This is a genomic window from Echinicola salinicaeni (genome assembly GCF_014280965.1).
GTDB lineage: Bacteria > Bacteroidota > Bacteroidia > Cytophagales > Cyclobacteriaceae > Echinicola > Echinicola salinicaeni.
The window spans coordinates 65,435-90,073 of sequence record NZ_JACODZ010000012.1; the positions used below are offsets into that span (position 1 = coordinate 65,435).

Sequence of the window (24,639 nt, forward strand, 5' to 3'; positions counted from 1 at the left end):
ATAAATTAGTTTTATAAACCTGTACGAAATACAAGATCACTATGTCTCAAAAAATATAAAAAAATAAGGGCAACCATTTGATTGCCCTTAATTATGGATATTCAATCTTTATTCTCCCTGTGCTAGAGAAAAACCTAATTCCCCGTCAAAAGTATAAAGGTTTTCAATTTTAATAAAGTCAAAACCAAGCGCTTCAACTTGCTTCAATACCTCTAAAACTTGTGCATGGGTAATGGTGCTTTGGTCAGCATTAAAGAACCTCACCCTCCAGTGGTCTGAGCAGAAAGTTTCTTTCATACCGTCAGGATATACTTTTACCCCTCTGTTGGTAATCAACTGCATCTTCAGGCCATCAGCATCCACTGATCTCAACTTATCTCCAATTACATTGGCATCTCTATCGTTTTCTTTCCAGTCTATAAATACGTCCAAGCCGATCATGTCTTTGACACATGGCTTTCTTTCTGTCAAGGTGATGGCTCCCATATTATCATCCCCTCCTTCACTTTTCTTGAATTCAGCAGGGGTCATGTTTTCAGGTTTTTGACCTAATCTTTCGATCACTGACTGAGCAAACTCCTGTGTACCGACCAATTTAGAAGAAACTCCTTCTTGGAAAATATCTCCTGTATGGATTCCATCTTCCAAAGTTTTCATCCAAGCATTGCTGATCAATGCAGCAACTTCCGGCTGTCCAATATGAACCAACATCATGATAGCGCCATTCAACAAACCTGATGGGTTAGCGATATCCTTACCCGCAATATCAGGGGCAGAACCGTGAATAGCCTCGAACATGGCTACATCTTCACCCACATTGGAAGAACCTCCCAAGCCTACAGAACCTGTGATTTGCGCAGCTACATCAGAAATAATATCCCCATATAGGTTCAAGGTAACAATCACATCAAACATCTCTGGCTTATCAGCGATCAAAGCTGTTCCTATATCAATGATCTTGTGATCCGCTTCGATTTCTGGGTACTCCTTAGCAACCTCATTAAAGACTTTGTGGAATAAACCATCGGCCAATTTCATGATATTGTCCTTGGTCATACAGGTCACTTTCTTTCTGTTGTTTTTCTTGGCATATTCAAATGCATAGCGAATGATTTTCTCAGAACCAGGTCTGGAAATCAATTTCAAACACTGATAAACTTCATCTGTTTGTCTATGCTCAATTCCAGCATATAAGTCTTCTTCGTTTTCACGAACAATCACCATATCCGTCTCTGGGAAGTGCGTATGTATATAAGGAGAAAAGGACTTACAAGGCCTAACATTAGCGTAAAGCCCCAATGTTTTTCTTGTTGTAACATTCAAACTCTTGAACCCTCCTCCTTGTGGAGTGGTAATAGGCGCCTTCAAAAACACCTTGGACTCTCTAAGGGAATCCCAAGCTTTTGGTTCTATACCTGAGCTGATTCCTTTAAGATAGACTTGCTCTCCAATCTCAATGACGTCAGTTTCGATATCTGCTCCAGCTGCTTCCAAAATCCCCAGCGTGGCTTTCATGATTTCTGGACCGATTCCGTCTCCGTAAGCTACGGTTATTTTTCTTTTGGATGACATACGTAATATTATTATAGATTTGAGGTTTCAAAATGTGATACAAAAATATAAAATTTTGTCAGACCTGATTGATAATAAAATGACTATTTCAAATAAAAAGCCAAATGAATTATTGAATTTCAATCCTCAGGATATCAGGCACAAGCTATCATACGGATTCATTTTTGTTAGGTTTACTTTGTCTTTGCTACACCACCTCGTATATTTGAATTTAAACATAGGTTTTAAAGCATGGCTGAAACTACCAATATTCTTTCGGAAAATAAAGACGGTATCCTATACCTCACCATCAATCGGGAACCCAAACTCAACGCAATCAATTTTGATACGCTTGAGGAATTGAAAAACATCTTCAACGAAGTAAGCGACAACAAAACCATCAGGGCGGTAATCCTTACCGGAGCTGGTGAAAAAGCTTTCGTCGCAGGTGCGGATATTAACGAAATTGCCGAGCTGAATGAGTTAAATGCCAGGAAGTTTTCTGAAAACGGACAGGAAGTTTACAGCTTGATCGAATCCTGCCACAAGCCGGTTATTGCCGTAGTCAATGGCTTTGCTTTAGGAGGAGGTTGTGAACTGGCTATGGCCTGCCATATGCGCATAGCATCTGCCAATGCAAAATTTGGCCAACCAGAGGTAAACCTTGGTATCATCCCTGGATATGGTGGTACCCAAAGACTGACTATTTTAATTGGTAGAGGAAAAGCCAATGAGCTACTCATGACTGGTGAAATGATCGGAGCAGAAGAAGCAAAAGCCCTTGGTTTGGTCAACTATGTCACCAGCAATAAAGATGAAGCCATCCAAAAAGCAGAAGAAATCCTTCAAAAAATCATGACCAAAGCCCCCCTGGCACTAGGAATGATAGTTGACTGTGTCAATTCCGCATTCTCCAATGATGAGGACGGTTACCTTATCGAAGCCAATAGTTTTGCCAGATGCGTAAAATCAGAAGACTATAATGAAGGTACCACCGCCTTTCTGGAAAAAAGAAAACCCAACTTTAAAGGAGAATAAGCAATTCTTTGCTGCTAATCCATGAGCAATCTCAAAAAACTTGCGGGACAAACCGCCATTTACGGGATAAGTAGCATTTTAGGTAGGGTCATCAATTTCCTGCTTCTCCCTCTTTATATAGGTTATCTTTCCAAGGAGGACTTGGGCTCTTTCACATCGATATACGCCTTTATTGCTTTCTTTAATATTATTTTCACCTACGGGATGGAAACCACTTTTTTTCGGTTTTCTACTGGAAAAGGATTGAGCACCCAAACAGTCTATAACAATGCCCAATCCCTGATCCTTACCACCTCACTATCACTTGGCGCCCTCTTATACCTTTCAGCAGAGCCCATCAGCCTTTTGATGGACTATCCGGGCAAGACCTATTTGTTCAAGTGGACTGCCTTAATATTGACCATTGACGCCATATTGGCCATTCCATATGCCAAACTAAGGGTAGAAAATAAATCCATAAAATTTGCCATGACCAAACTGTTGAATATCCTACTTAATGTAGGCTTCAATATTTTGTTCATAGTAGTATTCTTCCATATTCATGAAGGTGATTATCTTAGTTTTCTCCAACCTTCAGTAGATGCTATTTACCATCCGGATTGGGGGGTTGATTATATTTTATTATCCAATTTACTTGCCAATGCCTTGATCATTCCAGTTCTTTTCTTCCTTTCGGGTAAATTCAGTTGGAGCCTGGAAAGAAGTATTTTGGGTCCAATGTGGCAATATGCCCTTCCCCTTCTATTTATGGGCTTGGCAGGCGTTACCAATGAAGTATTTTCAAGATTTTTGTTCGAATACCTCTTACCTGAAAATTTCTACCCAGGACTGAGCGCCAGAGAGGCAGGAGGTATTTTTGGAGCCAATTTTAAATTGGCCATATTTATGAACCTGATCATTCAGGCCTTTAAATATGCCGCTGAACCGTTTTTCTTCTCCAAAAGTGAAGACAAAAATAGCCCTCAGCTATATGCTACCGTAATGCACTGGTTCATCATATTTTGCTCCACCTTGATGATTTTGGTGGCTGTAAACCTCAATATCATCTCCCCTATCATCCTTGGTAACAAAGGCTATCAGGCAGCCACCAATATTGTCCCAATGTTATTGATGGGATACCTAATGCTGGGGGTTTATTTTAATTTGAGTATATGGTTTAAGATCACCGACAAGACCATTTATAGCTTTTATATCACTTTCACTGGAGCTATTGTAACCATCTTGGTTATCTTTTTTATGGTGCCAAGGTTTGGCTATATAGGTGGAGCCATGAGTACATTGGCCACCTATATAGTGATGTCCATCATGTGCTATTATTTTGGTCAAAAATATTACCCGATCCCCTACAAAACTGCAAAAGGAATTTTCTATTTACTCACCGCTTTTGCGTTATCTTATCTTGGCTATTATTTAAATATGGATAATTTTATAATAACCAGCTTGCTAAGAAACCTATTGGCAATTGCTTTTTTACTGCTTGTTTCTATTCTAGAGAAAGAGGAGATCAGCCAGATAAAAAGAAGGATCAGCAAATAGCATTTTGTGAGCACCACATCAACCTGTTTAAAATCTCTTATTAGTGAATTTTGGCCTGCCCAATAGCTTTAGAGTTTCGAAAATATAAGCTGTAGTTGCCTTATCTGCGACCCATTCCTCACGTGAAGGATAACTATCTTCACTTTCATCCAAATAAGTATGACCATCCTCAAAACGACTTTGCATTTCAAGTACAACTTCTCCGTGTTTTAACAGCCATTCCCCAGCCTCTTTTTTTATTTCATTATCATTCGAAAAAGCTGCAACTGTACTGTTGAAAGAGACAAAATTCATTCTCCTTCCCTCTCCCCAATCTGTACCCAATGGATAAAAGATATCTCCAGATCCTGGTTTATAAATAGTTCCTCCGGGAGACTTCACCACTCCACCTGTAATGCTATCTCCCTCATGAAACTCCAATTCCGTAAATGCATGGAATACCAAATCTATATTTCTTTTCATCGCTTGTGGCGCTGGTTTTTGGGCTAACCAAAAAAACTTTATTGGATTAAATTCAAAGGGAGAAGTCATATAGTCAGGATGAATAAAGTGGTGATTTACTATGGTACCATCCTCATTGATATTAGTTCCTACCAACCATTCCTTCAATGGCTTCCCATTGTATTTCTTCCTAGATGCCAAATCACTCGGACGAGCAAGGGCATTGAGGTTTAAAAAAACCATTTTATTCATCCATTTTGAATATTCAGGATGATCAGGCATCATGGCACAGGCCACTGTAAGCACAAGACTGTCCCAAGCATTTTCCTCAGCCCCAGTGTCTCCTAGACTAACAATTTCCCCATTTAAATTTCGGTAGGTCTTAATTCCTAACAAGCCTTTGTTATCCATCACCCATTCACACTCATCATAGATCATCGCCAAAACCTCCAAACGGTCTTGATCATCCAACTTATCCCACATCATCCAAGCAGCAAAACTGCTATATCCAGCCCATAAGGCAGATTGCCATTTTCTTCCCCAGCCATCTATTGAATTAGCTTTGTGACTATGCGCCAAGCTACGGATCATTTGGATAGTTTTAGTTTCAGCCTCTTCTACAGGCACCCCTGTAACCGAAGGATCATAGAGCCCCATTCTCAGCGAAGTTGCCAACGCTTCTGCTTCTGCTGCTACAGGACGTATCTTATGCTCTAAAGTCCCCTTCAAATCTAAATAATCTCCTGAGGCTGTTCCAGAAAAGCCGCGTTTTTCCCACCAAGTGGTAAGAGCGTATTTATTCGCATTAAGTAAAATTTCACCTAGCATCAATTGTTGCGGTGATGTTTTTGACTTCTCTTCAAAACGAGTCCAATCAATGTCCTCCACCCATTTCAGCCCTTCTTCAACATCCATAGTCGACTGATCATTTACCTCCTGTCCACTTACGGAAAAGGTAGTCATACATAACAATAACAAAACAAAGTTCCTCATTTCAAACATAGTCTAAGCAATAAGAAAAGTTTATTGATAAAGATTTAAACAAATCTTAATTTAAGGCAAATGTACTAATACTGAATTAAAATCCCCTCAAAATCAAAAAATCCCCTTCTCAGGTTACTATACAATCCATCAGCTCAAAAATGAATAAAATAAAGTATCCCCAAAATTAAGATATTCTATAAAGTCTCTAATTGAAACCATTCTTTACATTCAAATAGCTGGTAAATTCAGATAAGAAAGGTATTTCCTATTTTTCACCTTAAGCATTCCTTCAAAATAAAAATAACCCCCTATCTTTGACTTTATTTAAAAATCAAAATTCCATGAAAGTAAAAGTAATCAATCAATCAAAACACCCATTACCGGAATACCAAACAATACTGTCTGCCGGTTTGGATTTAAGGGCCAATCTTGAGAAAAACATTCTTTTGGAGCCTTTGGAAAGGGTATTGGTAGGAACTGGCCTATACATGGAATTGCCAGCAGGTTTTGAGGCTCAAATCAGGCCTAGAAGTGGCTTAGCCTATAAACATGGACTTACTGTTTTGAATACTCCTGGCACAATAGATGCGGATTACCGTGGTGAGATCAAAGTTCTCTTGGTCAATTTATCCAAGGAGCCTTTTGAAATCAAAGATGGCGAAAGAATTGCACAGATGGTTGTAGCCAAGCATGAACAGATTCAATGGCAAGAAGTAGGAGACCTTTCTGAAACAGAAAGAGGCGCTGGCGGATATGGCAGCACAGGAAAGTCCTGATATTGATCACTTTACTTCTGGGACTATTAGTTGGTGAACCAAAAAGGCATTAAGTTTGTAAAATTCTAGTATAGGACTTTGTCCCGTTCCAGACCAATTTGACTTATTCAAAGCATGAGTTTTAAAAGCATACACAAATACATCTTCCCTTTTGCTATTTTACTGTTCACGACCTTCATTGCCAATGAATCATTGGCACAAAAATCAGGTTCGCGTAAAAGTAAAAAACAGCAAAAAAAAGAAGCCATGGCTGATCGCCTTTTTATAGAAGGTGAAAAGCACATGATGCTGGAGGATTTTGAAAAAGCTTATTTTTATTTTGGCAAGGCACATGAGCTTAATCCTGATGCTGGAGCCATCAATTTCAAATTGGCAGAAATCCTTTCTAGGGCCAACCAAAATGAAGACGCCCTAAAATATGGACAAAAAGCCATTGAGGCTGATCCAGACAACAAATATTATCATTTGCTGGTGGCAGAGGTTTACACTAAACAAAATCAACCTAACAAGGCTGCGGAAATCCTACAATCACTTATTGAAAACTCCGACAAAAACCAGCAATATATCCTTGAATTGGCTTCCATCTATTTGGGTACCCAGCAATATGACAAGGCGCTAAAAGCCTTAGATGACGCTGAAGAGTATTATGGGGTTCTCGAACAGCTTTCTGTTCAAAAACAAAGGATTTACCTTAGAAATAATGACCTTGAGTCCGCTGTCAAAGAAGGGAAAAAGTTAATAGAAGCCAACCCTGGTAACTCCAGATATGTATTGGCTTTGGTGGAGATGCTATTTAATAATAACCGCACAGACCAAGCCTTGGAGGTTGTCAATAAGTCCCTGAAGGAATATCCCAATCAAGGGGATTTAAATTTAGCCTCCTATACCTTATTGAAGAAAAAGGGAGAGATCAGCGCGGCTCAGGCACAACTTTATAAGGGATTTAACAACCCAGATCTGGAAGGCAGGGTCAAAGCCCAGACTTATTCTGACATTATCCAGCAAGATCTCAAAACTCCAGAAAGGGAGGCCTTACTCGACAGCTTGGGACAGTTAATGGTTTTAAGGAACCCAAATGATGCTGAAGTGTATGCGGTATTAGGAGATAGGGAGCTCTTCAAGAAAAACAATGAACAAGCGCTTTCCTATTATCAAAAATCCATCCGACTTAATCAAAATGATCCAAAAGTGCTGCAAAGTATCATTAGTTTAATGTTCGAACTGGGCAAGAACTTCAAGGAAATTGAAGCATATACGACCATCGGTGTTGATGTATTCGAAGAAAAACCTGAATTCTGGTTTTTTCATGGCACTACCAAATTGGCCCTTAATAAACATGAGGAAGCGGAACAATCTTTGCTGAAAAGCCAAGAGCTGAACAATGGGCTGAACAAGCAATTAGACATTATGATCTTGGGCCAACTGGGAGACACTTATCATGCCTTGGATAAAAAAGAAGAAGCTTTTGCCACCTATGACAGTATCTTAAAGCAAACGCCAAATGATGAACATGTGCTGAATAATTATGCTTATTTTCTTTCATTGGAGAAAAAGGAGCTACAAAAGGCCTTTGAAATGTCCAATATACTGGTCAAACAATTCCCCGATAATGCCACCTATTTAGACACCCACGCCTGGGTGTTATTCCAAATGGAAAATTACGAACAGGCCAAGGTTTATATGGAAAGGGCATTGGACAATGAAGATGAGCCTAGTGGCGTTATGTTGGAGCATTATGGAGACATTCTTTTTCATCTGGGCAAAAAGAACGAAGCCTTGAAATATTGGAAGAAGGCTCTCAGCTTAAATGATATCAGTGAAGTATTGAACAAAAAAATCAAGGACATAAAATACTATGAGTAAATACTTTTTACTAAGCCTTATTGCTGCCCTGGTTCTTTTAGCAGGTTGTGCCAGAAAAACCAATCTTTATACCTCTGACGAAGCCATGAAGGAGTTTACCCCCTCCTATTTTGACTTCAATTACCTCAGCGCCAAAGCAAGGGTAGTTTTAGAAGAACAGAATGGCAAAACCACCAAAGGCACCCTCAACCTGAGAGCAAAAAAAGATAGTATTATATGGTTCAGTGTAAGTCCTGGGCTAGGCATTGAAGCCGTAAGGGGCATAATCACCACCGAATCGATCAAAATCAAAGACCGTATCAATGGGCAGGACATAGACCTGAGTTATGATCAATTCCAAAACACTTATGGACTGAGAATTTCCTTGAATCTATTTCAGAACATCCTATTTGCCAATATTCCCAATAAAGTCAGCTATAGGGATAGGCTTGTTCGGGTGGGAAAAACCTTTGAACTGAGACAAAGAAGAGATGATATTATTTACGAATCGGTTATAGGTGCTCAACATGGAAAGGTCGAAAAACTCAATACATCTTCCCGATATCACAAGGGAAAGCTCACTGCCGTTTATCCAGAATTTGAGGATTTAGAGGGACAGCCTTTTGCGCATAAAATATTGATCACCATGCTGATCCAACAGCAATCAAGTAAACCTCAATCTACCTTGGTCAATATGGAAGTCAATAAAGTAGACCTCAGTAATACGCCCATTTCATTTCCCTATAATTTTTAATCTATGAAGCGCAGTTTTCATCTGGTCTTAATTTCATTCACTGCTTTTTTATTTTTGCTGGGACCAGCAGAAATCCAGGCTCAAACCAAGAAAACAAGGGCCCAACTGGAAAAAGAAAAAGCAGAGGTTCAACAGAGATTAAAAGAATTTGATGAAATCCTTAAGAAGACTTCAGCCAGAAAGAAAAACACCATCAGTGAACTAAACCTGGTCAATAAACAGTTAGAAACTAGAAGCAACTTCATCAAGACCTTAAATAGTGAAGTGATTTTGCTCAATAGAGAGATCAAGGAAACTGAGAGTATGATCGGATCTTTGGAAAATGATTTAAAGATCCTGAAAGAGGAATATGCCCAGATGATTTATGTATCCTCCAAACTCAATAGAGGCGTCACAGTCCTTTCCTTTATCTTCAGTTCTGAAAACTTCAAACAGTTCTATATGCGCCTGAGATACCTGAAACAATATAGCGATGCTAGAGAAAAACAGGTAGATCAGATCCTCAAGGTCAGTGAAGACCTTAAAGAGCAAAAGCAGGAACTGGAATCTAAAAAAGGGCAAAAAGAGGCTGCGCTCAATGAAGAGCAAAGCCAAAAGCTGGAACTAGATAAACTCAGAAAGGAACAACAAAGTATTGTCAATACCCTGGCAGCTAAAGAAAAGGAAATCAGGCAGGACATTGCCAAAACCAAAAAGCAACAGGAAGAGCTTAATAATTTGATCAGAAAGGTGATCGAAGAGGAAATCAGACGAGCTGAAGCAGAAGCCAAGAAAGCCAATACGACCACCAAAAAGTCTGCAGGCAGCAGCATTCCTTTGACTCCTGAAGCAGCGGCATTGTCAAGTTCTTTTGCTGAGAACAGGGGAAATCTGCCTTGGCCCGTAGCCAAAGGGTTTATTTCCAGGGGATATGGCAAACATGCCCACCCCACCCTCAAGGACATAATGATCACTAATGACGGCGTGGACATACAAACCAGTCCAAATGAAAATGTCAGGGCTGTATTTGATGGAGTGATCACAAAAATCTCCACGGTACCGGGAATGGGCGGAACGATCATAATCCGTCACGGCGAGTATTATACCATGTATAGTCGCTTAAAGACCATTACTGTAAAATCAGGAGAAACAGTGAAAGCAAATGACAAAATTGGAGAAGTTTCCACGGGCAACAATGGAGTTTCAGAAGTTCATTTCCAAACCTGGAAAGGATTAAAAGTAATGAATCCTTCCATTTGGTTAACCGGGAAATAAGCATTTATGCTATAATATGAGTATCTTTACAAAAAAGATTACGAAAATATAAATAACTGTACATTATTCCTTTGTGATAGTAAGTCACAATTATATCTTTGTAACGATTTAAAAAACTAAAATTCGCTTATCATGACTACATTGGGTTTCATACAAAATATAGGAGGCGGTTCCTTGGTGGTAATTATCCTAGTGATCATCCTTCTTTTCGGTGCTAAAAGAATCCCTGAATTAGCAAAAGGATTGGGCCGAGGCATCAAAGAATTCAAGGATGCTACCAAAGAGATTCAGGATGATATTGAGGAAGGAATTAAAGGAGACAGTAAGAAGAAAAGCTAAATATTATCACCATTGGAAAAATTCCATTCTTTCGACGAAATAAAAATATCGCTTGAAAATAAGGAAACTGACTGTAAAGCGATAGTCAATTATTATCTCAAAAACATTCAGACGAAGGCGCATTTAAACGCCTTCGTTGAAGTTTATGAGCAATCTGCTTTAGAACAAGCAGAAAAAGTAGACCAAAAAATCCAAAACGGAACTGCCGGAAAACTGGCGGGTATGGTTATAGGCATCAAAGATGTACTTTGTTATGCTGACCATGAAGTCAATGCTTCCAGTAAAATCCTAGAAGGATTTCAATCCCAATTTACTGCTACAGCTGTACAAAAACTCATAGATGAAGATGCCATTATTATAGGTAGGCTCAACTGTGATGAATTTGGTATGGGATCTTCCAATGAAAATACCGTTCACGGAAAAGTGCTTAATGCCCTTGATGAAGAACGTGTACCAGGAGGTTCTTCAGGAGGTTCGGCCGTTGCTGTACAAGCCAATCTTTGTACCACATCTTTGGGAACAGATACTGGTGGATCAGTAAGACAACCTGCTGCTTTTACAGGTATTGTCGGTATCAAACCTACCTATTCCAGGGTTTCCAGATTTGGACTGATTGCCTATGCATCTTCCTTTGACACCATTGGAGTTTTCTCTACGAACGTAAAGGACAATGCTCTAGTCATGGAAGTCATTGCTGGACAGGATGACAATGACAGTACTGTTTCTAGAAAAGAAGTCCCCGCCTACAGTCAACAGCTGGACTTGAAAAAGCCAGTAAAAGTAGCCTATCTTAAAGAGACCATTGAATCCGAGGCTCTGCAGCCAGAGATCAAGGCACATACCCTAGATGTACTCAATAAGCTAAAAGAGGAAGGTCATCACGTAGAAGAAGTGGATTTCCCACTACTGGAATATGTATTGCCTACCTATTATATCCTGACCACTGCTGAAGCCAGTTCAAACCTTTCTAGATTTGATGGCGTAAAATATGGTTACAGGACTCCCAATGCCCATAATCTGGAAAGCATGTATAAGCTGACCAGATCAGAAGGTTTTGGTGAAGAAGTAAAAAGAAGGATCATGCTTGGAACTTTTGTACTAAGTGCCAGTTATTATGATGCTTACTTTACTAAAGCGCAAAAGGTCAGAAGATTAATCAAGGAATTTACTGAGGATCTTTTAAATAAATTTGATTATATTGTTATGCCTACCACTCCATCTACTGCATTTAAGTTTGGAGAGCATAGCGATGATCCAGTGGCAATGTACCTGGAAGACCTCTTTACTGTCCAAGCTTCTGTATCAGGTGTTCCTGCCATTTCTATTCCTAATGGAACGGATGAAAAGGGGCTACCGATAGGACTGCAGATAATTACCAACTCTTTTAAGGAATCGGATCTTTACGCTTTTGCAGATTATTTAACTAAAATTAAAAATCAATAATATATTTGGCCATGAGAAACTGGAAATTATATACACTCTTATCTCTGTTGATAAACTGTGTCATGATTACCATTGCTCAAGGTCAACAGGAAGATGGTCTCATTGAAGCTGATAATGAGGCAGTCATTGAGCCGGTCTATGATTACGAATTCATACCTGACTTCACCTATGAAGAAGTGAATGACAGGGTTCGAAAAATGGATACGGGAATGCCTTTTGAGCTGAATGAAACCATCTTTGCTTTCATCAATTATTTTACGGTAAGAAACAGGGAATATTCCAAGATGACCTTGGCACGTAAGGAAATCTATTTCCCGCTTTTTGAGGAAGCCCTCAAGCGCCATGGTATGCCGGACGAAATCAAATACCTAGCAATCATTGAATCAGGATTAAACCCTAAGGCCAAATCTAGAGTCGGAGCCATGGGGCTATGGCAATTCATGCCTGCGACAGGAAGGGTATATGACCTGAATGTTTCCAGGGATATTGATGAGCGGATGGACCCGGAAATGGCTACAGAAGCTGCCTGCAAATACCTAAAAGCCCTGCATAGGATGTTTGGGGATTGGGAGCTTGCTTTGGCGGCCTATAATTGCGGTCCTGGAAATGTTAGAAAAGCGATCAGAAGATCTGGTGGCAGACGTACTTTCTGGGGAATTTATAATCGACTCCCTAGAGAAACCAGAGGCTATATCCCTCAATTCCAAGCCATCATGTATGTTTTCAAATACGCTGATGAGCACAACCTGATATTAGAGGATGGTACCTTCCCAATTGCCCATGAAAAAGTGCATTTTAATGCTGAAATGGATCTTGAACAATTGGCAGAAGTGTCAGGAGTATGTCTAGAGGATCTTGAGTTTTTAAATCCATCGATTATTAAAAATAAAATACCACATTCTCAGAGACACATTGCCTTAAGGGTTCCTAAAAATCAGGCCAACTATTTAGCTGAAAACAAAACATGGATTGTTGATTCCCTAAATATCAGAGAAGAACGATTATTGGCAAGTATTGAAGCGGACAAGCCAAAAGAGAAACCAGCTGAAAAACTTATTTACAGAGTCAAAAGAGGAGATGCGCTAGGAAGAATCGCCAATAGATATGGGACTTCTGTATCTGATCTCAAAGCTTGGAATGGTCTTTATTCCAACAATATTAAAATTGGTCAGCAATTGACCATTTATCAAAACCCTAAAGCTTTCAATCAACAAATAGCTGAAAGTGGCAAGGCAAAACAGGATGCTACCCGCTTATCCGGAAATCCGAAAACCTATATTGTGCAACCTGGTGATTCTTTATGGCTAATTGCCCGTAAATTAGAAGGTGTTAGTATTGAGAAAATAAAAAGGTTAAACAAGCTTAATAACAATAAGATCAAACCAGGTCAAAAACTGATTATTGGATAAAAATTGTATAACTAATTTTTTAATAATAACTTTCTCCCTCTCACTTATTTTTATAAATTGTAATCAGTCCTTAACCAAATCACTCAAAAAATGTCTACGAAAAGAATATTAATATTAGCTACTGTTCTAGTATTTACGGTAATCATTTCCAGTTGCGAAAACCTAAAAAGCAAATCTGGAAGTAATAAGCCCAAGGCACGAGGAGGTCATGGGGAAATATTATTGGTGATAGATTCTCTCAAATATAAAGGCCCCGTAAAGGAAGCACTAGAAAATGTATTTGAAGAAGATATCAAAGGACTCGTAAGAGAAGAAACGATTTTTGACATTCGAAAAGTGGACCCAAGGACCATGACCAGAATTTTAAAAATGGCTTATAATATCGTCTATGTAACGACCTTTGATGACAATAAGCCTGGCAGCAGAATGATTAATTCCCAGTTCAGCCCCCAGTCAAAGGAAAAAGCCCAAGAGGATAAATCCTTATTTATGATCAGGAATGAGGATGAATACGCTCAAGGTCAGGAGGTAATCTATTTATTCGGGAACAATGAGCAAGAATTGGTCAAAAACCTGAAGAAAAACAAAGGTAAATTACAAAACCTATTCGAAGTACGGGAAAGGAACAGATTAGGCACTGCCATTCTAAATCGCAGAAATGGCGCTGCTGAAACAAAGGCGAAAGAGAAATTCAATCTTGACCTTTCTATTCCAGCCTCCTATCAATTCGTTAAGGAGGAAGATAATTTTATGTGGCTGAGACAGCCTACCCCTAATACCCAAAGAGCAGATATCAGCCTCTTTTTTTATGAAACAGACTATACTTCAGAAGAGCAAGTATTTCCTGAAAATATCATAGCATTCCGCGATCAAATTTTGAAAGACAGAATTTTTGGTGATCCTGACAAACCTAATTCTTATCTTAAAACTGAAACAAGCATCATTCCTTCCTTTAGGGATATCAAAGTCGATGGAAAGTACGCCCTAGAAATGCGAGGACAATGGAGAACCAACAATATTAGTATGGGAGGGTCTTTTCTATCCTATATTGTAGTGGACCAAAAAAGAGGAAAACTATACTATATGGAAGGCTTCCTTTATTATCCTAATGAAACCCACAAATCAGCACTTAGGGAAATTGAGACCATTTTATTGGCCACAAAATTCCCGGAAGCTGTACAATAATAAATCCTATATATAACTCAGTATGGCGATTAAAATCAGAAAAGAGGATGCACTTGGATACCATAGCCAAGGAAGTCCAGGGAAAATCGAAGTAGTTCCCACCAAACCTTTATCCAGCCAGATGGACCTGGCGCTAGCTTACTCCCCTGGTGTAGCTGAACCCTGTTTAGAAATTGCCGCCCAAAAGGAGAATGTTTACAAGTATACTGCCAAGGGAAATTTGGTAGCGGTAATATCCAATGGAACTGCAGTCCTAGGTCTGGGGGATATTGGGCCAGAAGCAGGCAAGCCTGTAATGGAAGGAAAAGGCGTACTGTTCAAAAAATTTGCCGGTATCGATGTCTTTGATATTGAAATTGATGAAAAAGACCCAAAGAAGCTTATCCAAATCATAAAATCCCTTGAGCCTACTTTTGGAGGTGTAAACCTTGAAGATATCAAGGCACCTGAATGTTTTGAGATAGAGCAATCCTTAAAAAATGAAATGAAAATCCCTGTCATGCACGATGACCAGCATGGCACAGCGATCATTTCCGGTGCAGCCTTGCTTAATGCCCTGGAAATCGTCGGTAAGAAAATTGAAGATATTAAGCTGGTCGTCCTAGGTGCTGGGGCAGCGGCTATTTCATGTACCCGATTCTATTTGTCTCTAGGTGTAAAAAAAGAAAACCTTGTCATGGTAGATAAGGAGGGGGTGATTACAGTTGATCGAGAAGACCTAGATGATATTAGAAGAGAATTTGCTTATTCAGGCAATGACCTTCACGGCCTAAGTGATGCCATGAAAGGTGCTGATGTGTTTTTAGGACTTTCCGCTGGAAATATAGTTTCCCCGGAACAGATCAAATTAATGGCCGAAAACCCCATCGTATTTGCCTTAGCCAACCCCAACCCTGAAATCGCCTATGACCTGGCAACTTCTACAAGAGATGACTTGATCATGGCAACAGGCAGATCGGATTACCCTAACCAGGTGAATAATGTTTTGGGATTCCCTTATATTTTCCGGGGAGCCCTAGACGTAAGGGCTACGGGCATTAATGAAGAAATGAAATTGGCCACAGCCCATGCCATTGCCAAACTGGCCAAAGAGCCTGTACCAGATATAGTCAATAAAGCTTATGGAGATGACCAATTGGGCTTCGGAAGAAATTACCTCATTCCTAAACCTTTAGACCCAAGGTTAATCACCACCATTGCACCTGCTGTAGCTAAAGCAGCGATGGATTCCGGTGTTGCTCATAATCCGATTGATGATTGGGAAGCATATGAATTAGAACTGCAGGAAAGAATCGGAATTGATCAAAGATTGATGTCCAGAGTGATTTCCAGGGCCAAAAAGAACTCTAAAAGAGTTGTTTTTGCGGAAGCCGATAACCGTAAAATCCTTAAAGCCGCCCAACTTATCATTGATGAAAAAATCGGTGAGCCTATCTTACTTGGAAACCGGGAAACAATCACCAGGCTGATCGCCGAAAACTCCCTTGAACTGGATAATGTTCAAATCATTGATCCATTTGAGGATCCAGAAAGATTGGAACGCTATGGCAAAATCCTATATGATAAACGTAAGCGTAAAGGCTTAACACCTTTTGAAGGCCAAAAGCTCATGCGGGACCGAAATTACTTCGGAGCCATGATGGTGGAGCTTGGTGAAGCGGATGCCTTAATTTCAGGTTTGACCAAGGATTACCCAAAAACCATCCTTCCTGCTCTTCATGTAATTGGCGTGAAAAAGGATGTTGACCGTGTAGCGGGTATGTATATCATGAATTCTGACAAAGGGCCTTTCTTCTTTGCCGACACCACAGTAAACGTTAATCCTACAGTTGATCAGATGGTAGAAATCATCGGATTGACTGCTGATGCTGTACGATTCTTTGATTTGGAACCTAGGGTAGCAGTACTCTCCTACTCCAATTTTGGCTCAGCAAAAGGCAATACGCCAACTAAAACGGCTTTGGCCACTGCCAAAGCAAAAGCTAAATTCCCCGATCTGGTCATTGAAGGGGAAATGCAGGGTAATGTGGCATTAAGTGAAGAAATCCAACAGGAAAATTATCCTTTCAGTGCCCTAGCTGACAAAAAAGCCAATACATTGATTTTCCCTAACTTGAGCTCTGGAAACATTGCCTATAAACTGGTCGCAGGAATTGGAAATGCAGAAGCAATCGGCCCGATTCTTTTGGGAATGAACAAACCGGTGCATATCTTACAGTTGGGCAGTTCCATTAGGGAAATTGTCAATATGGTTGCCATTGCGGTAGTAGATGCACAAAGTCACAATAAAGCATGATAGATTATTTAAAAGGAAGATTAGTTACCAAAGACCCCACTTATGTGGTCATTGATATTAATGGAATAGGTTACCATGTCAAAATTTCATTGAATACTTATTCCCAGATAAAGGATGAGGAGCAGATCATGCTCCTCACCCATTTGCACATCAAAGAAGATTCCCATACACTTTTTGGTTTTAAAGAAGAGCAGGAGAAAAAACTTTTCCTATTGCTGATTTCCATCAGTGGTGTGGGGCCTAATACTGGCCTGATGATTTTATCCTCTTTAAATGTGGATGAGCTAAGTGCTGCCATTTTGCATGAAGATCATAAAACCATTCAAAGAGTCAAAGGCGTCGGTGCCAAAACGGCCCAGAGGATCGTGTTGGAATTAAAGGATAAAATACAAAAAGAAGGTATGGAAAGCACTACTGCTGCACCTTCTGGATTTATTCAACAAAACAATGCCATTAAAGAAGAGGCTTTGCAGGCACTTTTAACCTTAGGCTTTACCAAGGCTGTAGCAGAAAAAAATATCAATACAATTTTGAAAAAAAGCGGCAAAGAAATTTCCTTGGAAGAATTAATTAAGGCATCTTTAAGGTCAACTTAATTTATTCAAGTTTGACTACAGTGAGACATTACTTTTTCTCAACAAATAACCCAAGCTACTTTTATACAACAATTACTTTGTTGTTATCAGCGATTTTCTTGTTTTCTAACAAGGCTATCGCTCAAAATGTCGTTCAGGATACTGTACCGAGTTTGGTGGATTCTTTGGACAAAAGAAGGACTTTGCCCTCTTTTTTATTGTGGGATAACTTTGAAACCAATCCACTATTTCCAAATCAAACACCATTCCAAAATCGTCAATCTCCTTTTTACCAAACAGGACCTAATGAAGAACAGGTAGAGGTGCAAATGGATTCCACTATTCATTATAAGGTGTATGATGAAATGGACTCCACGGATATTTCACCTGGATATTATTTTGATTTTGAAGAATTTTCGAAAATACAAGAACTGCGCATGCGTCAGGAATACTGGAGGAACCGGTCCAGAGGCATGTATGGAGAAAGTGCCGTCAGTGGTAGAGGACTGATCCCCCCTATGACCATGAGCCCAACATTTGACAGGCTTTTTGGTGGTAGTGAAATCAATATTACCCCTACCGGATATGTCAACCTGGATTTTGGAGGTATTTTCAGAAGAATAGATAATCCATCCATCCCGATCAGGCAACAGCAAAATGGTGGTTTCAACTTTGATCAGCAAATCCAGATGAGCGTCAATGGAAGCTTGGGACAAAAAATGCAGATCAATGCCAATTTTGACAGCAACAATTCCTTTGACTTCGAAAACCAACTTAAAGTCGAATACAGGGGATTTGAAGAAGATATCGTCAAAAGTATTGAAATAGGCAATGTGAGCATGCCTGTTCAAAACAGCCTGATACAAGGTGCTCAAAATCTTTTTGGAGTCAAAACCCAATTGCAATTTGGCAAGTTGTTCATGACTTCTGTCGCCTCCACGCAAAGGGGACGAAGAGATGAAATCGTCATCGAGCGTGGTGGTCAAGGTAGACCTTTCGAAATCAGGGCCTCGGAATATGATGATAACCGCCACTTCTTTTTGGCTCATTTCTTTAGGGAAAACTATGAAAGATGGCTAAGGGGCTTGCCCCAAATTCTCTCTGGTGTTAATGTCACAAGGGTAGAAGTCTATATCATGAACAGGGCCAATAAAACAGAAACACTTAGAAACTTTGTGGCTTTTATGGACTTGGGTGAGGGCCAAAGGATCTACAAACCCGAAAATCCCAATATTGGCCCTGGAACACCTGGCAGCCCTGCTAGCAATGATGCTAACCAGCTCTTCCAAACTTTAACTTCAAACCCTTCTTTTCGCCCCTATGACAATGCCTCTACAGCAATAGAAAATGATCTTAACCTTGTAAAGGGCACAGACTTCACCCAAGTAAATGGCGCTCGAAAACTGGCGGATAACGAATATACCTTCCATAAAGAACTGGGGTATTTGAGCTTAAACAGGAAGTTGCAAAACGATGAGGTAGTTGCCATCTCCTATGAATACACCTATAACGGCCAATCCTACAAAGTCGGAGAAATGTCTGAAGACTACCAGAACCGAGCAGAATCCGATGTATTATTCCTGAAATTATTAAGACCTGCAAGAATCAATGTCAATGTCCCTACTTGGGACTTGATGATGAAAAACATCTATAATTTCAATGCCAACCAAATCCAGCAGACAGGATTTCAATTACAGGTGATCTATCGTGATGACAGAACCGGACTGGACAACCCAAGTTTACTGGAAGGTGAACTGGTGAAAGATGTGCCTTTGATCAGGCTGATGAAACTCGATAACCTGAACCCACAGAATGATCCTCAGCCGGATGGTAACTTTGACTTTGTCCCAGGCTTGACCATACTACCTGAAAAGGGCATGTTGATCTTCCCGGTATTGGAACCGTTTGGACAGACATTGAGCGATAACTTTCTTCCCAATGAGGAAAGCCTCAAAAACAAATTTGTATACGACACCTTGTACCGCACCACCAAAGCAGATGCGGAATTGGTCACCAGGCTAAACAAATACTATTTAAAAGGTAGTTTGACTGCCGGATCTTCTTCAGAAATCATGCTGCCAGGTCTGAATATTTCCGAAGGCTCCGTTTTGGTAAGAGCAGGCAATATACCACTGACTGAGGGCGTCGACTACACGGTGGATTATAATATTGGCAGGGTGGTCATTATCAATGAAGGTATACTTTCATCCGGTAAACGTATATCCATTAGTTTCGAAAAAGCGGACCTTGTTTCCTTCCAGACAAGAAGCTTATTGGGCACCCGTTTTGACTATTTGTTCAATGATAAATTCAATATCGGAGGAACCTTTCTGTATTTAAATGAAAGACCCAATATCACTAGGATCAGCACAGGAAGTGAAACCATTAAAAATAGCCTTTGGGGATTGGATGTAAATTATAGTGATGAATCCCGGTGGTTGACCAAACTGGCCGATGTGCTACCCTTCACAGACACCAAAGAAAAGTCTCTGGTCACCTTTAATGGTGAATTTGCCCAATTGATCCCGGGCACTTCAAATGAGGTAAATGGAGAAGGCGCTTCTTATATTGATGATTTTGAAACCGCCGTTACACCATTTAGTCTAGGTGGTGCTTCGCAAAACTGGCACCTTTCAGCCACTCCCCGCACTGAAGATGATCGATTTGATCTGAGCATGCAAACTGAAGACCGCTTAGGAAATGCCTATAGAAGGGCCCGCTTAGCATGGTACAATATTGACAATGTATTTTATCGCGAAAGTGGACAAGGCGTGCCTCAAAACATCAACTCAGAGGACCGTAATAACCATTATGTCAGAAGAGTGGTCCCCCAAGAAATATTTCCTCAAAGAGACCGGGATGTAATTGTAACTCCGGAGCCATTATTTGAATTGGCCTATTTCCCCCACGAGAGGGGCATGTACAATTATAACCCCAACCTTGACCGAAGAGGGCTGCTCCCCAACCCAGAAGAAAATTATGGTGGAATTACCCGGGCGATCACCTCAGACGTAGATTTTGACAGGACCAATATCGAATACATAGAATTCTGGTTAATGGATCCATTTATCTCCGGTGAAAATGGTCGGGTACTGGATGGTATTTTCAATGAAAACAATACTACTGGTGGTAAGCTCATGATCAACCTAGGGGAAATTTCGGAAGATGTCATGATGGACGGGAGACATGCTTTTGAAAACGGCTTACCGGCTGATGGAGATCCCAGTGCTACCAATGAAAATGAATGGGGCCGAGTAACCAGTCAACAGTACCTGACCCCGGGTTTTGACAATTCACCAGAGGCCAGACCCAATCAAGACGTAGGCTTGGATGGCCTTAGCAGTGAGGACGAAGTGGACTATTTTGCCGACCGTTTCCTTAATCGCTTAAATGTCGACCCAGATGTTTATGCCGAGATTGAAGCAGACCCTTCTGCAGACAAATTCCAATATTATTTGGGAGATGAATTGGATCAAAATGATGTAAAAATACTGGAAAGGTACAAGCGTTTTAATGGCTTGGAAAATAACACCCCTATCAACTCCAATTCCAATTTGGCTTACACGCCTTCAGGCTCCAATCAACCTGACAATGAAGACCTTAACAATGACAATACGATCAATGAGATCGAAAACTATTATGAATATGAAGTAGACCTCCGTCCCGGTCAATTGGTTGTTGGCCAAAACAATATTGTGGACAAGGTAACCCATAATGAAAATGGTGATGAGGTAAACTGGTACTTGTTCCGAATCCCCGTCCGCCAGCCTGACAATGTCCAGGGGGACATCACTGGATTCAAATCCATGCGATTTGTAAGGACTTACCTTACTGAATTTGAACAACCTGTGGTATTGAGAATGGCCAAGTTCCAGATGGTAGGCAGCCAATGGAGGACTTTCCAAGAATCCCTCTATGAAAGAGGATTGTTTGAAGTGCCGGAACCTGATGTTTCCAATCTCACAGTGGGCGTGGTAAATATTGAGGAAAACAGTCAAGGAGGCCCTAACCAAAGCCCCTATGTACTACCTCCAGGTATCATCAGAGACCGGGACAATACATCTACAGTTGAAAGGAGATTGAATGAGCAGTCTTTACGTTTATGCGTGGACAATCTCCAAGCCAGAGATGCCAGGGCAGTATTTAAAAATGTCAACTTGGATTTGGTACAATATGGCCGATTAAAAATGTTCTTCCATGCGGACAGTGAAGATGCTGAAGATGGGGAATTAAGTGCTTTCTTGAGATTAGGTACTGACTATACTGATAATTATTACGAAATAGAAGTTCCTCTTCACATCACGCCTACTGGCACCCGGGATCCTCAGCAAATCTGGCCTGAGCTGAATGAAATCAATATTGGAATTGATGAAATTGTAGGTGTAAAGTCTGAAAGAGATAATAGCCAATCTCCACAAAACCTGCCTTATACTGCCCAAGTCAGACAGTATAAGGTCACTGTAGTTGGACGACCTGAATTAAACTATGTCCAAGGCTTGATGATCGGAGTAAGAAATCCTTCTTCTACGGGTGGGGCCAGTAAATCCATCTGTGTTTGGGCCAATGAATTACGGGTAGTCGACTTCAACAAATCTTCAGGCTGGGCCGCCAATGCAAGATTAAACGCCCAAATTGCAGATGTGGCTACCATTTCTTCTACAATCAGGCATAATACCTTTGGTTTTGGAGGATTGGAAACCAGATTATCCCAGAGATCAAGGGAATCCAGCACCCAATATGATATTTCTGCCAATGTGCAGGTAGACCGCTTACTGCCAGAGGCATTGAGGGTAAGTATCCCTATGTATGTCAGCATGGAAAATGCCACTACAAAGCCTCAGTATGACCCCTTGAACCCTGATGTTCCCTTTGAACTGGCCTTATCAAAATTCAGAACAGATGCAGAAAGGGAGGCTTATAAAGACCTAGTCCTTGATCAGGTTAAAAGAAGAAATATCAGCTTTACCAATGTGCGTAAAATTAAAAAGGAGGACAATGAAAAAAACAGGATTTATGACCTGTCCAACTTCTCCTTTTCATATGCCTATGGCTTGGTAAAACAAAGTAATATCAATACCCAGGATTATACTTTTGAAACCTATAAGGGAAATATCGCCTATAGTTATGCTCCTGAACCTGTACTCATTGAACCTTTTAAAGGCTCAGAAAAAATGAGCAGTCCTTACCTGCAATTGATCAAGGACTTCAATTTAAACTTGGCCCCTACATTGATGACGGCCAGAATTGACATGGACAGGCGGTTTATGCGTACACAGTATAGAAATGATCAGCTTACCACTGAAAATGTAGCGCCTTTATTCCAAAAAAGTTATTATATCAATCGCTTTTACAGCCTCAATTGGGACCTTACCAATAACCTTTCTTTTGACTATACCGCTAGGGTGAATGCATTGGTAGATGAACCTGAAGGAGACCTGAATACCGAAGCAAAGCGTGATTCTGTAAGAAATAACCTAAGGCATTTTGGCAGAACAACCAATTATAACCATTCCTTAGTGGCCAATTACCACATACCTACGGAAAAAGTACCTATCCTTGATTGGATTAGCACAGATTTCCGCTACGAGGCGACATACAGCTGGATGACAGGGTCCATAGGGCAAAAGGACACCCTGGGGAATGTCATTCAAAACACAAGGGACCGAACCTTTACAGGTAAATTGGACATGATAAAACTGTACAATAAGGTCACCAAGCTCCGGGTGCTCAACACCCCCAAAAGGCCATCCATCCCTGGACAGAAACAGCCTCAGGACACCATTAATACAGATGGTTTCTTAAATGGCTTTCTGAAGTTTGCCATGATGCTTAAAGAAGTCTCTGGTCGCTACAGCATTACAGAAGGTACTTTCCTACCCGGTTATATGGAAAATACCAGCTTATTTGGATTGGACAGGAGCTTTATGAATCCAGGCTTGGGCTTTATTTTCGGTAGCCAGAATGCTGATATTCGATACGATTTGGCTAACCAAGGACTCATGGCTCCTAGTACAGAGCTGACGCAAACATTCCGTCAAAACCAGGTCAAAGACCTTAGATTAAATGCTATTCTAGAGCCTATTAAGGATTTGCGTATCACCTTGGATTTACGAAAACGGGAAACTGGACAATATGCCGAAATATTTAGGCGCAACAGTGAAATGGAAGAGGAATATGCTTCCATCAACCCTAATCGCCTTGGAGCCTATAGCATTAGCTATAATATCATTAAAACGGCCTTTGCAAAAAATGATGATCAGAACAACTCTCCATTATTTAGCAATTTTGAGAATTACAGACCCATCATCAAATCAAGGCTAGAGGCATTGAACCCAGGAGGCGAGTATAACCTCAATGGTCAAGATGTGCTGGTGCCATCTTTCTTAGCGGCATACTCTGGTAAGGCTGCAGAAGATATTGATTTAAGTCCTTTTCCTAAATTCCCACTGCCCAATTGGAGATTGGAATACCGAGGACTATCCCGATTACCATTATTCGAAGAGCATTTTAGCTCCATCAACCTAACACATAATTACACCTCTTCTTATGATGTAAGTAATTTCTCCAATTCCTTATTATATCAATCAGGACTTGAATTGTATAATAGTTTGCAACATTACCCAATGGCCAGCATAACGGATGAATTTGGAAGTTATATTCCTGTATATATCTTTAACCAAGTAGTTATTTCAGAAAGGTTCGCTCCCCTATTTGGCATTGATGTATTGACCAAAAGCAGAATGAACATTTCTTTTGAATACAATACAGAAAGGAATATAGGACTGAACTTCTCCAATGCCCAGGTAACAGAACAAAGCAGTCATGACTTTAGATTTGATCTGGGCTATACCAAATCAGGTGTAAAGATTCCTTTTAAGATTCAAGGTCAACAAGAAGTATTAAACAATGACCTGGAAATAAGGATAAGTACAAGCATAGTCGACACCAAAACCCTACAGAGAAAAATTGAAGAAGGCAGCACGGTTACCAATGGAAACCTCAACCTACAGATTAGACCGACCATAGGTTATATCATCAACCAAAACCTCAAAGTCTCTCTTTATTTTGACCGTACCGTCAATGATCCGAAGATTACCACAGCCTATAGACGAAGTTCCACTGCATTTGGAGGACAATTACGATTTAATTTAGGCCAATAGGTTTTATCATTTGGGGAAAGCTTGTATTTTTGGCTTTGATTAATCCTAAATATAGA

15 protein-coding genes are annotated in these 24,639 nt (G+C 40.3%); 13 read left to right on the plus strand and 2 right to left on the minus strand.

The genetic code is table 11. The features are described 5' to 3' along the window. Positions 1–108: 108 nt before the first annotated feature. Positions 109–1,572: an NADP-dependent isocitrate dehydrogenase gene (locus tag H7U17_RS19480; protein WP_186758524.1), complete on the minus strand. Its 1,464-nt coding sequence runs from the start codon at positions 1,570–1,572 to the stop codon at positions 109–111. 231 nt (positions 1,573–1,803) lie between these two features. On the opposite strand from H7U17_RS19480, the gene H7U17_RS19485 reads away from it, so the two are divergent. Next, the gene (locus H7U17_RS19485) at positions 1,804–2,589 is read left to right on the plus strand and encodes an enoyl-CoA hydratase/isomerase family protein (RefSeq protein ID WP_186758525.1); all 786 of its coding nucleotides are present in this window, start codon (positions 1,804–1,806) and stop codon (positions 2,587–2,589) included. Positions 2,590–2,610: 21 nt separating this feature from the next. After that, positions 2,611–4,125, plus strand: a complete 1,515-nt coding sequence (locus H7U17_RS19490) for an oligosaccharide flippase family protein (RefSeq protein ID WP_186758526.1) — start codon at positions 2,611–2,613, stop codon at positions 4,123–4,125. 27 nt (positions 4,126–4,152) lie between these two features. Here H7U17_RS19490 and H7U17_RS19495 read toward each other — a convergent pair whose 3' ends face one another. After that, the gene (locus H7U17_RS19495) at positions 4,153–5,559 is read right to left on the minus strand and encodes a hypothetical protein (protein WP_186758527.1); all 1,407 of its coding nucleotides are present in this window, start codon (positions 5,557–5,559) and stop codon (positions 4,153–4,155) included. A gap of 332 nt (positions 5,560–5,891) precedes the next feature. Between H7U17_RS19495 and dut the strand changes: the two genes are divergently transcribed. The 11 genes from dut (at position 5,892) to sov (ending at position 24,583) form a co-directional block, all read left to right on the plus strand. Then, positions 5,892–6,326 carry a dUTP diphosphatase gene (gene dut / locus H7U17_RS19500; protein ID WP_186758528.1) on the plus strand — a complete coding sequence of 145 codons (435 nt, stop codon included), beginning with the start codon at positions 5,892–5,894 and terminating at the stop codon, positions 6,324–6,326. A gap of 114 nt (positions 6,327–6,440) precedes the next feature. Then, positions 6,441–8,189: a tetratricopeptide repeat protein gene (locus tag H7U17_RS19505; RefSeq protein ID WP_186758529.1), complete on the plus strand. Its 1,749-nt coding sequence runs from the start codon at positions 6,441–6,443 to the stop codon at positions 8,187–8,189. After that, positions 8,182–8,922, plus strand: a complete 741-nt coding sequence (locus tag H7U17_RS19510) for a DUF4292 domain-containing protein (protein ID WP_186758530.1) — start codon at positions 8,182–8,184, stop codon at positions 8,920–8,922. Before H7U17_RS19505 ends, H7U17_RS19510 begins: the two co-directional genes overlap by 8 nt. A 3-nt stretch (positions 8,923–8,925) precedes the next feature. Beyond that, positions 8,926–10,176 carry a murein hydrolase activator EnvC family protein gene (locus H7U17_RS19515; protein ID WP_186758531.1) on the plus strand — a complete coding sequence of 417 codons (1,251 nt, stop codon included), beginning with the start codon at positions 8,926–8,928 and terminating at the stop codon, positions 10,174–10,176. Between the two features lie 132 nt (positions 10,177–10,308). Further along, positions 10,309–10,515 (plus strand): Sec-independent protein translocase subunit TatA/TatB, encoded by a 207-nt coding sequence (locus H7U17_RS19520; protein ID WP_186758532.1) that lies wholly within the window; start codon positions 10,309–10,311, stop codon positions 10,513–10,515. Positions 10,516–10,527: 12 nt separating this feature from the next. Further along, entirely contained in the window at positions 10,528–11,958 is a 1,431-nt protein-coding gene (gene gatA / locus H7U17_RS19525) for an Asp-tRNA(Asn)/Glu-tRNA(Gln) amidotransferase subunit GatA (RefSeq protein ID WP_186758533.1), read from the plus strand. Positions 11,959–12,020: 62 nt separating this feature from the next. Continuing rightward, positions 12,021–13,367, plus strand: a complete 1,347-nt coding sequence (locus H7U17_RS19530) for a lytic transglycosylase domain-containing protein (RefSeq protein ID WP_230981506.1) — start codon at positions 12,021–12,023, stop codon at positions 13,365–13,367. A 90-nt stretch (positions 13,368–13,457) separates the two neighbouring features. After that, a complete protein-coding gene (locus H7U17_RS19535; RefSeq protein ID WP_186758535.1) occupies positions 13,458–14,552 on the plus strand; it encodes a DUF4837 family protein in 1,095 nt (364 codons plus the stop codon). Between the two features lie 22 nt (positions 14,553–14,574). Beyond that, positions 14,575–16,848: an NADP-dependent malic enzyme gene (locus tag H7U17_RS19540; protein ID WP_186758536.1), complete on the plus strand. Its 2,274-nt coding sequence runs from the start codon at positions 14,575–14,577 to the stop codon at positions 16,846–16,848. Then, complete coding sequence (gene ruvA / locus H7U17_RS19545; protein WP_186758537.1) at positions 16,845–17,444, plus strand: Holliday junction branch migration protein RuvA; 600 nt, start codon at positions 16,845–16,847, stop codon at positions 17,442–17,444. The genes H7U17_RS19540 and ruvA overlap by 4 nt, the downstream gene beginning before the upstream one ends. A gap of 98 nt (positions 17,445–17,542) precedes the next feature. Continuing rightward, on the plus strand, positions 17,543–24,583 hold the full coding sequence (sov, locus tag H7U17_RS19550) for a T9SS outer membrane translocon Sov/SprA (protein ID WP_262891709.1): 7,041 nt from the start codon (positions 17,543–17,545) through the stop codon (positions 24,581–24,583). The last annotated feature ends 56 nt before the right edge of the window (positions 24,584–24,639 follow it).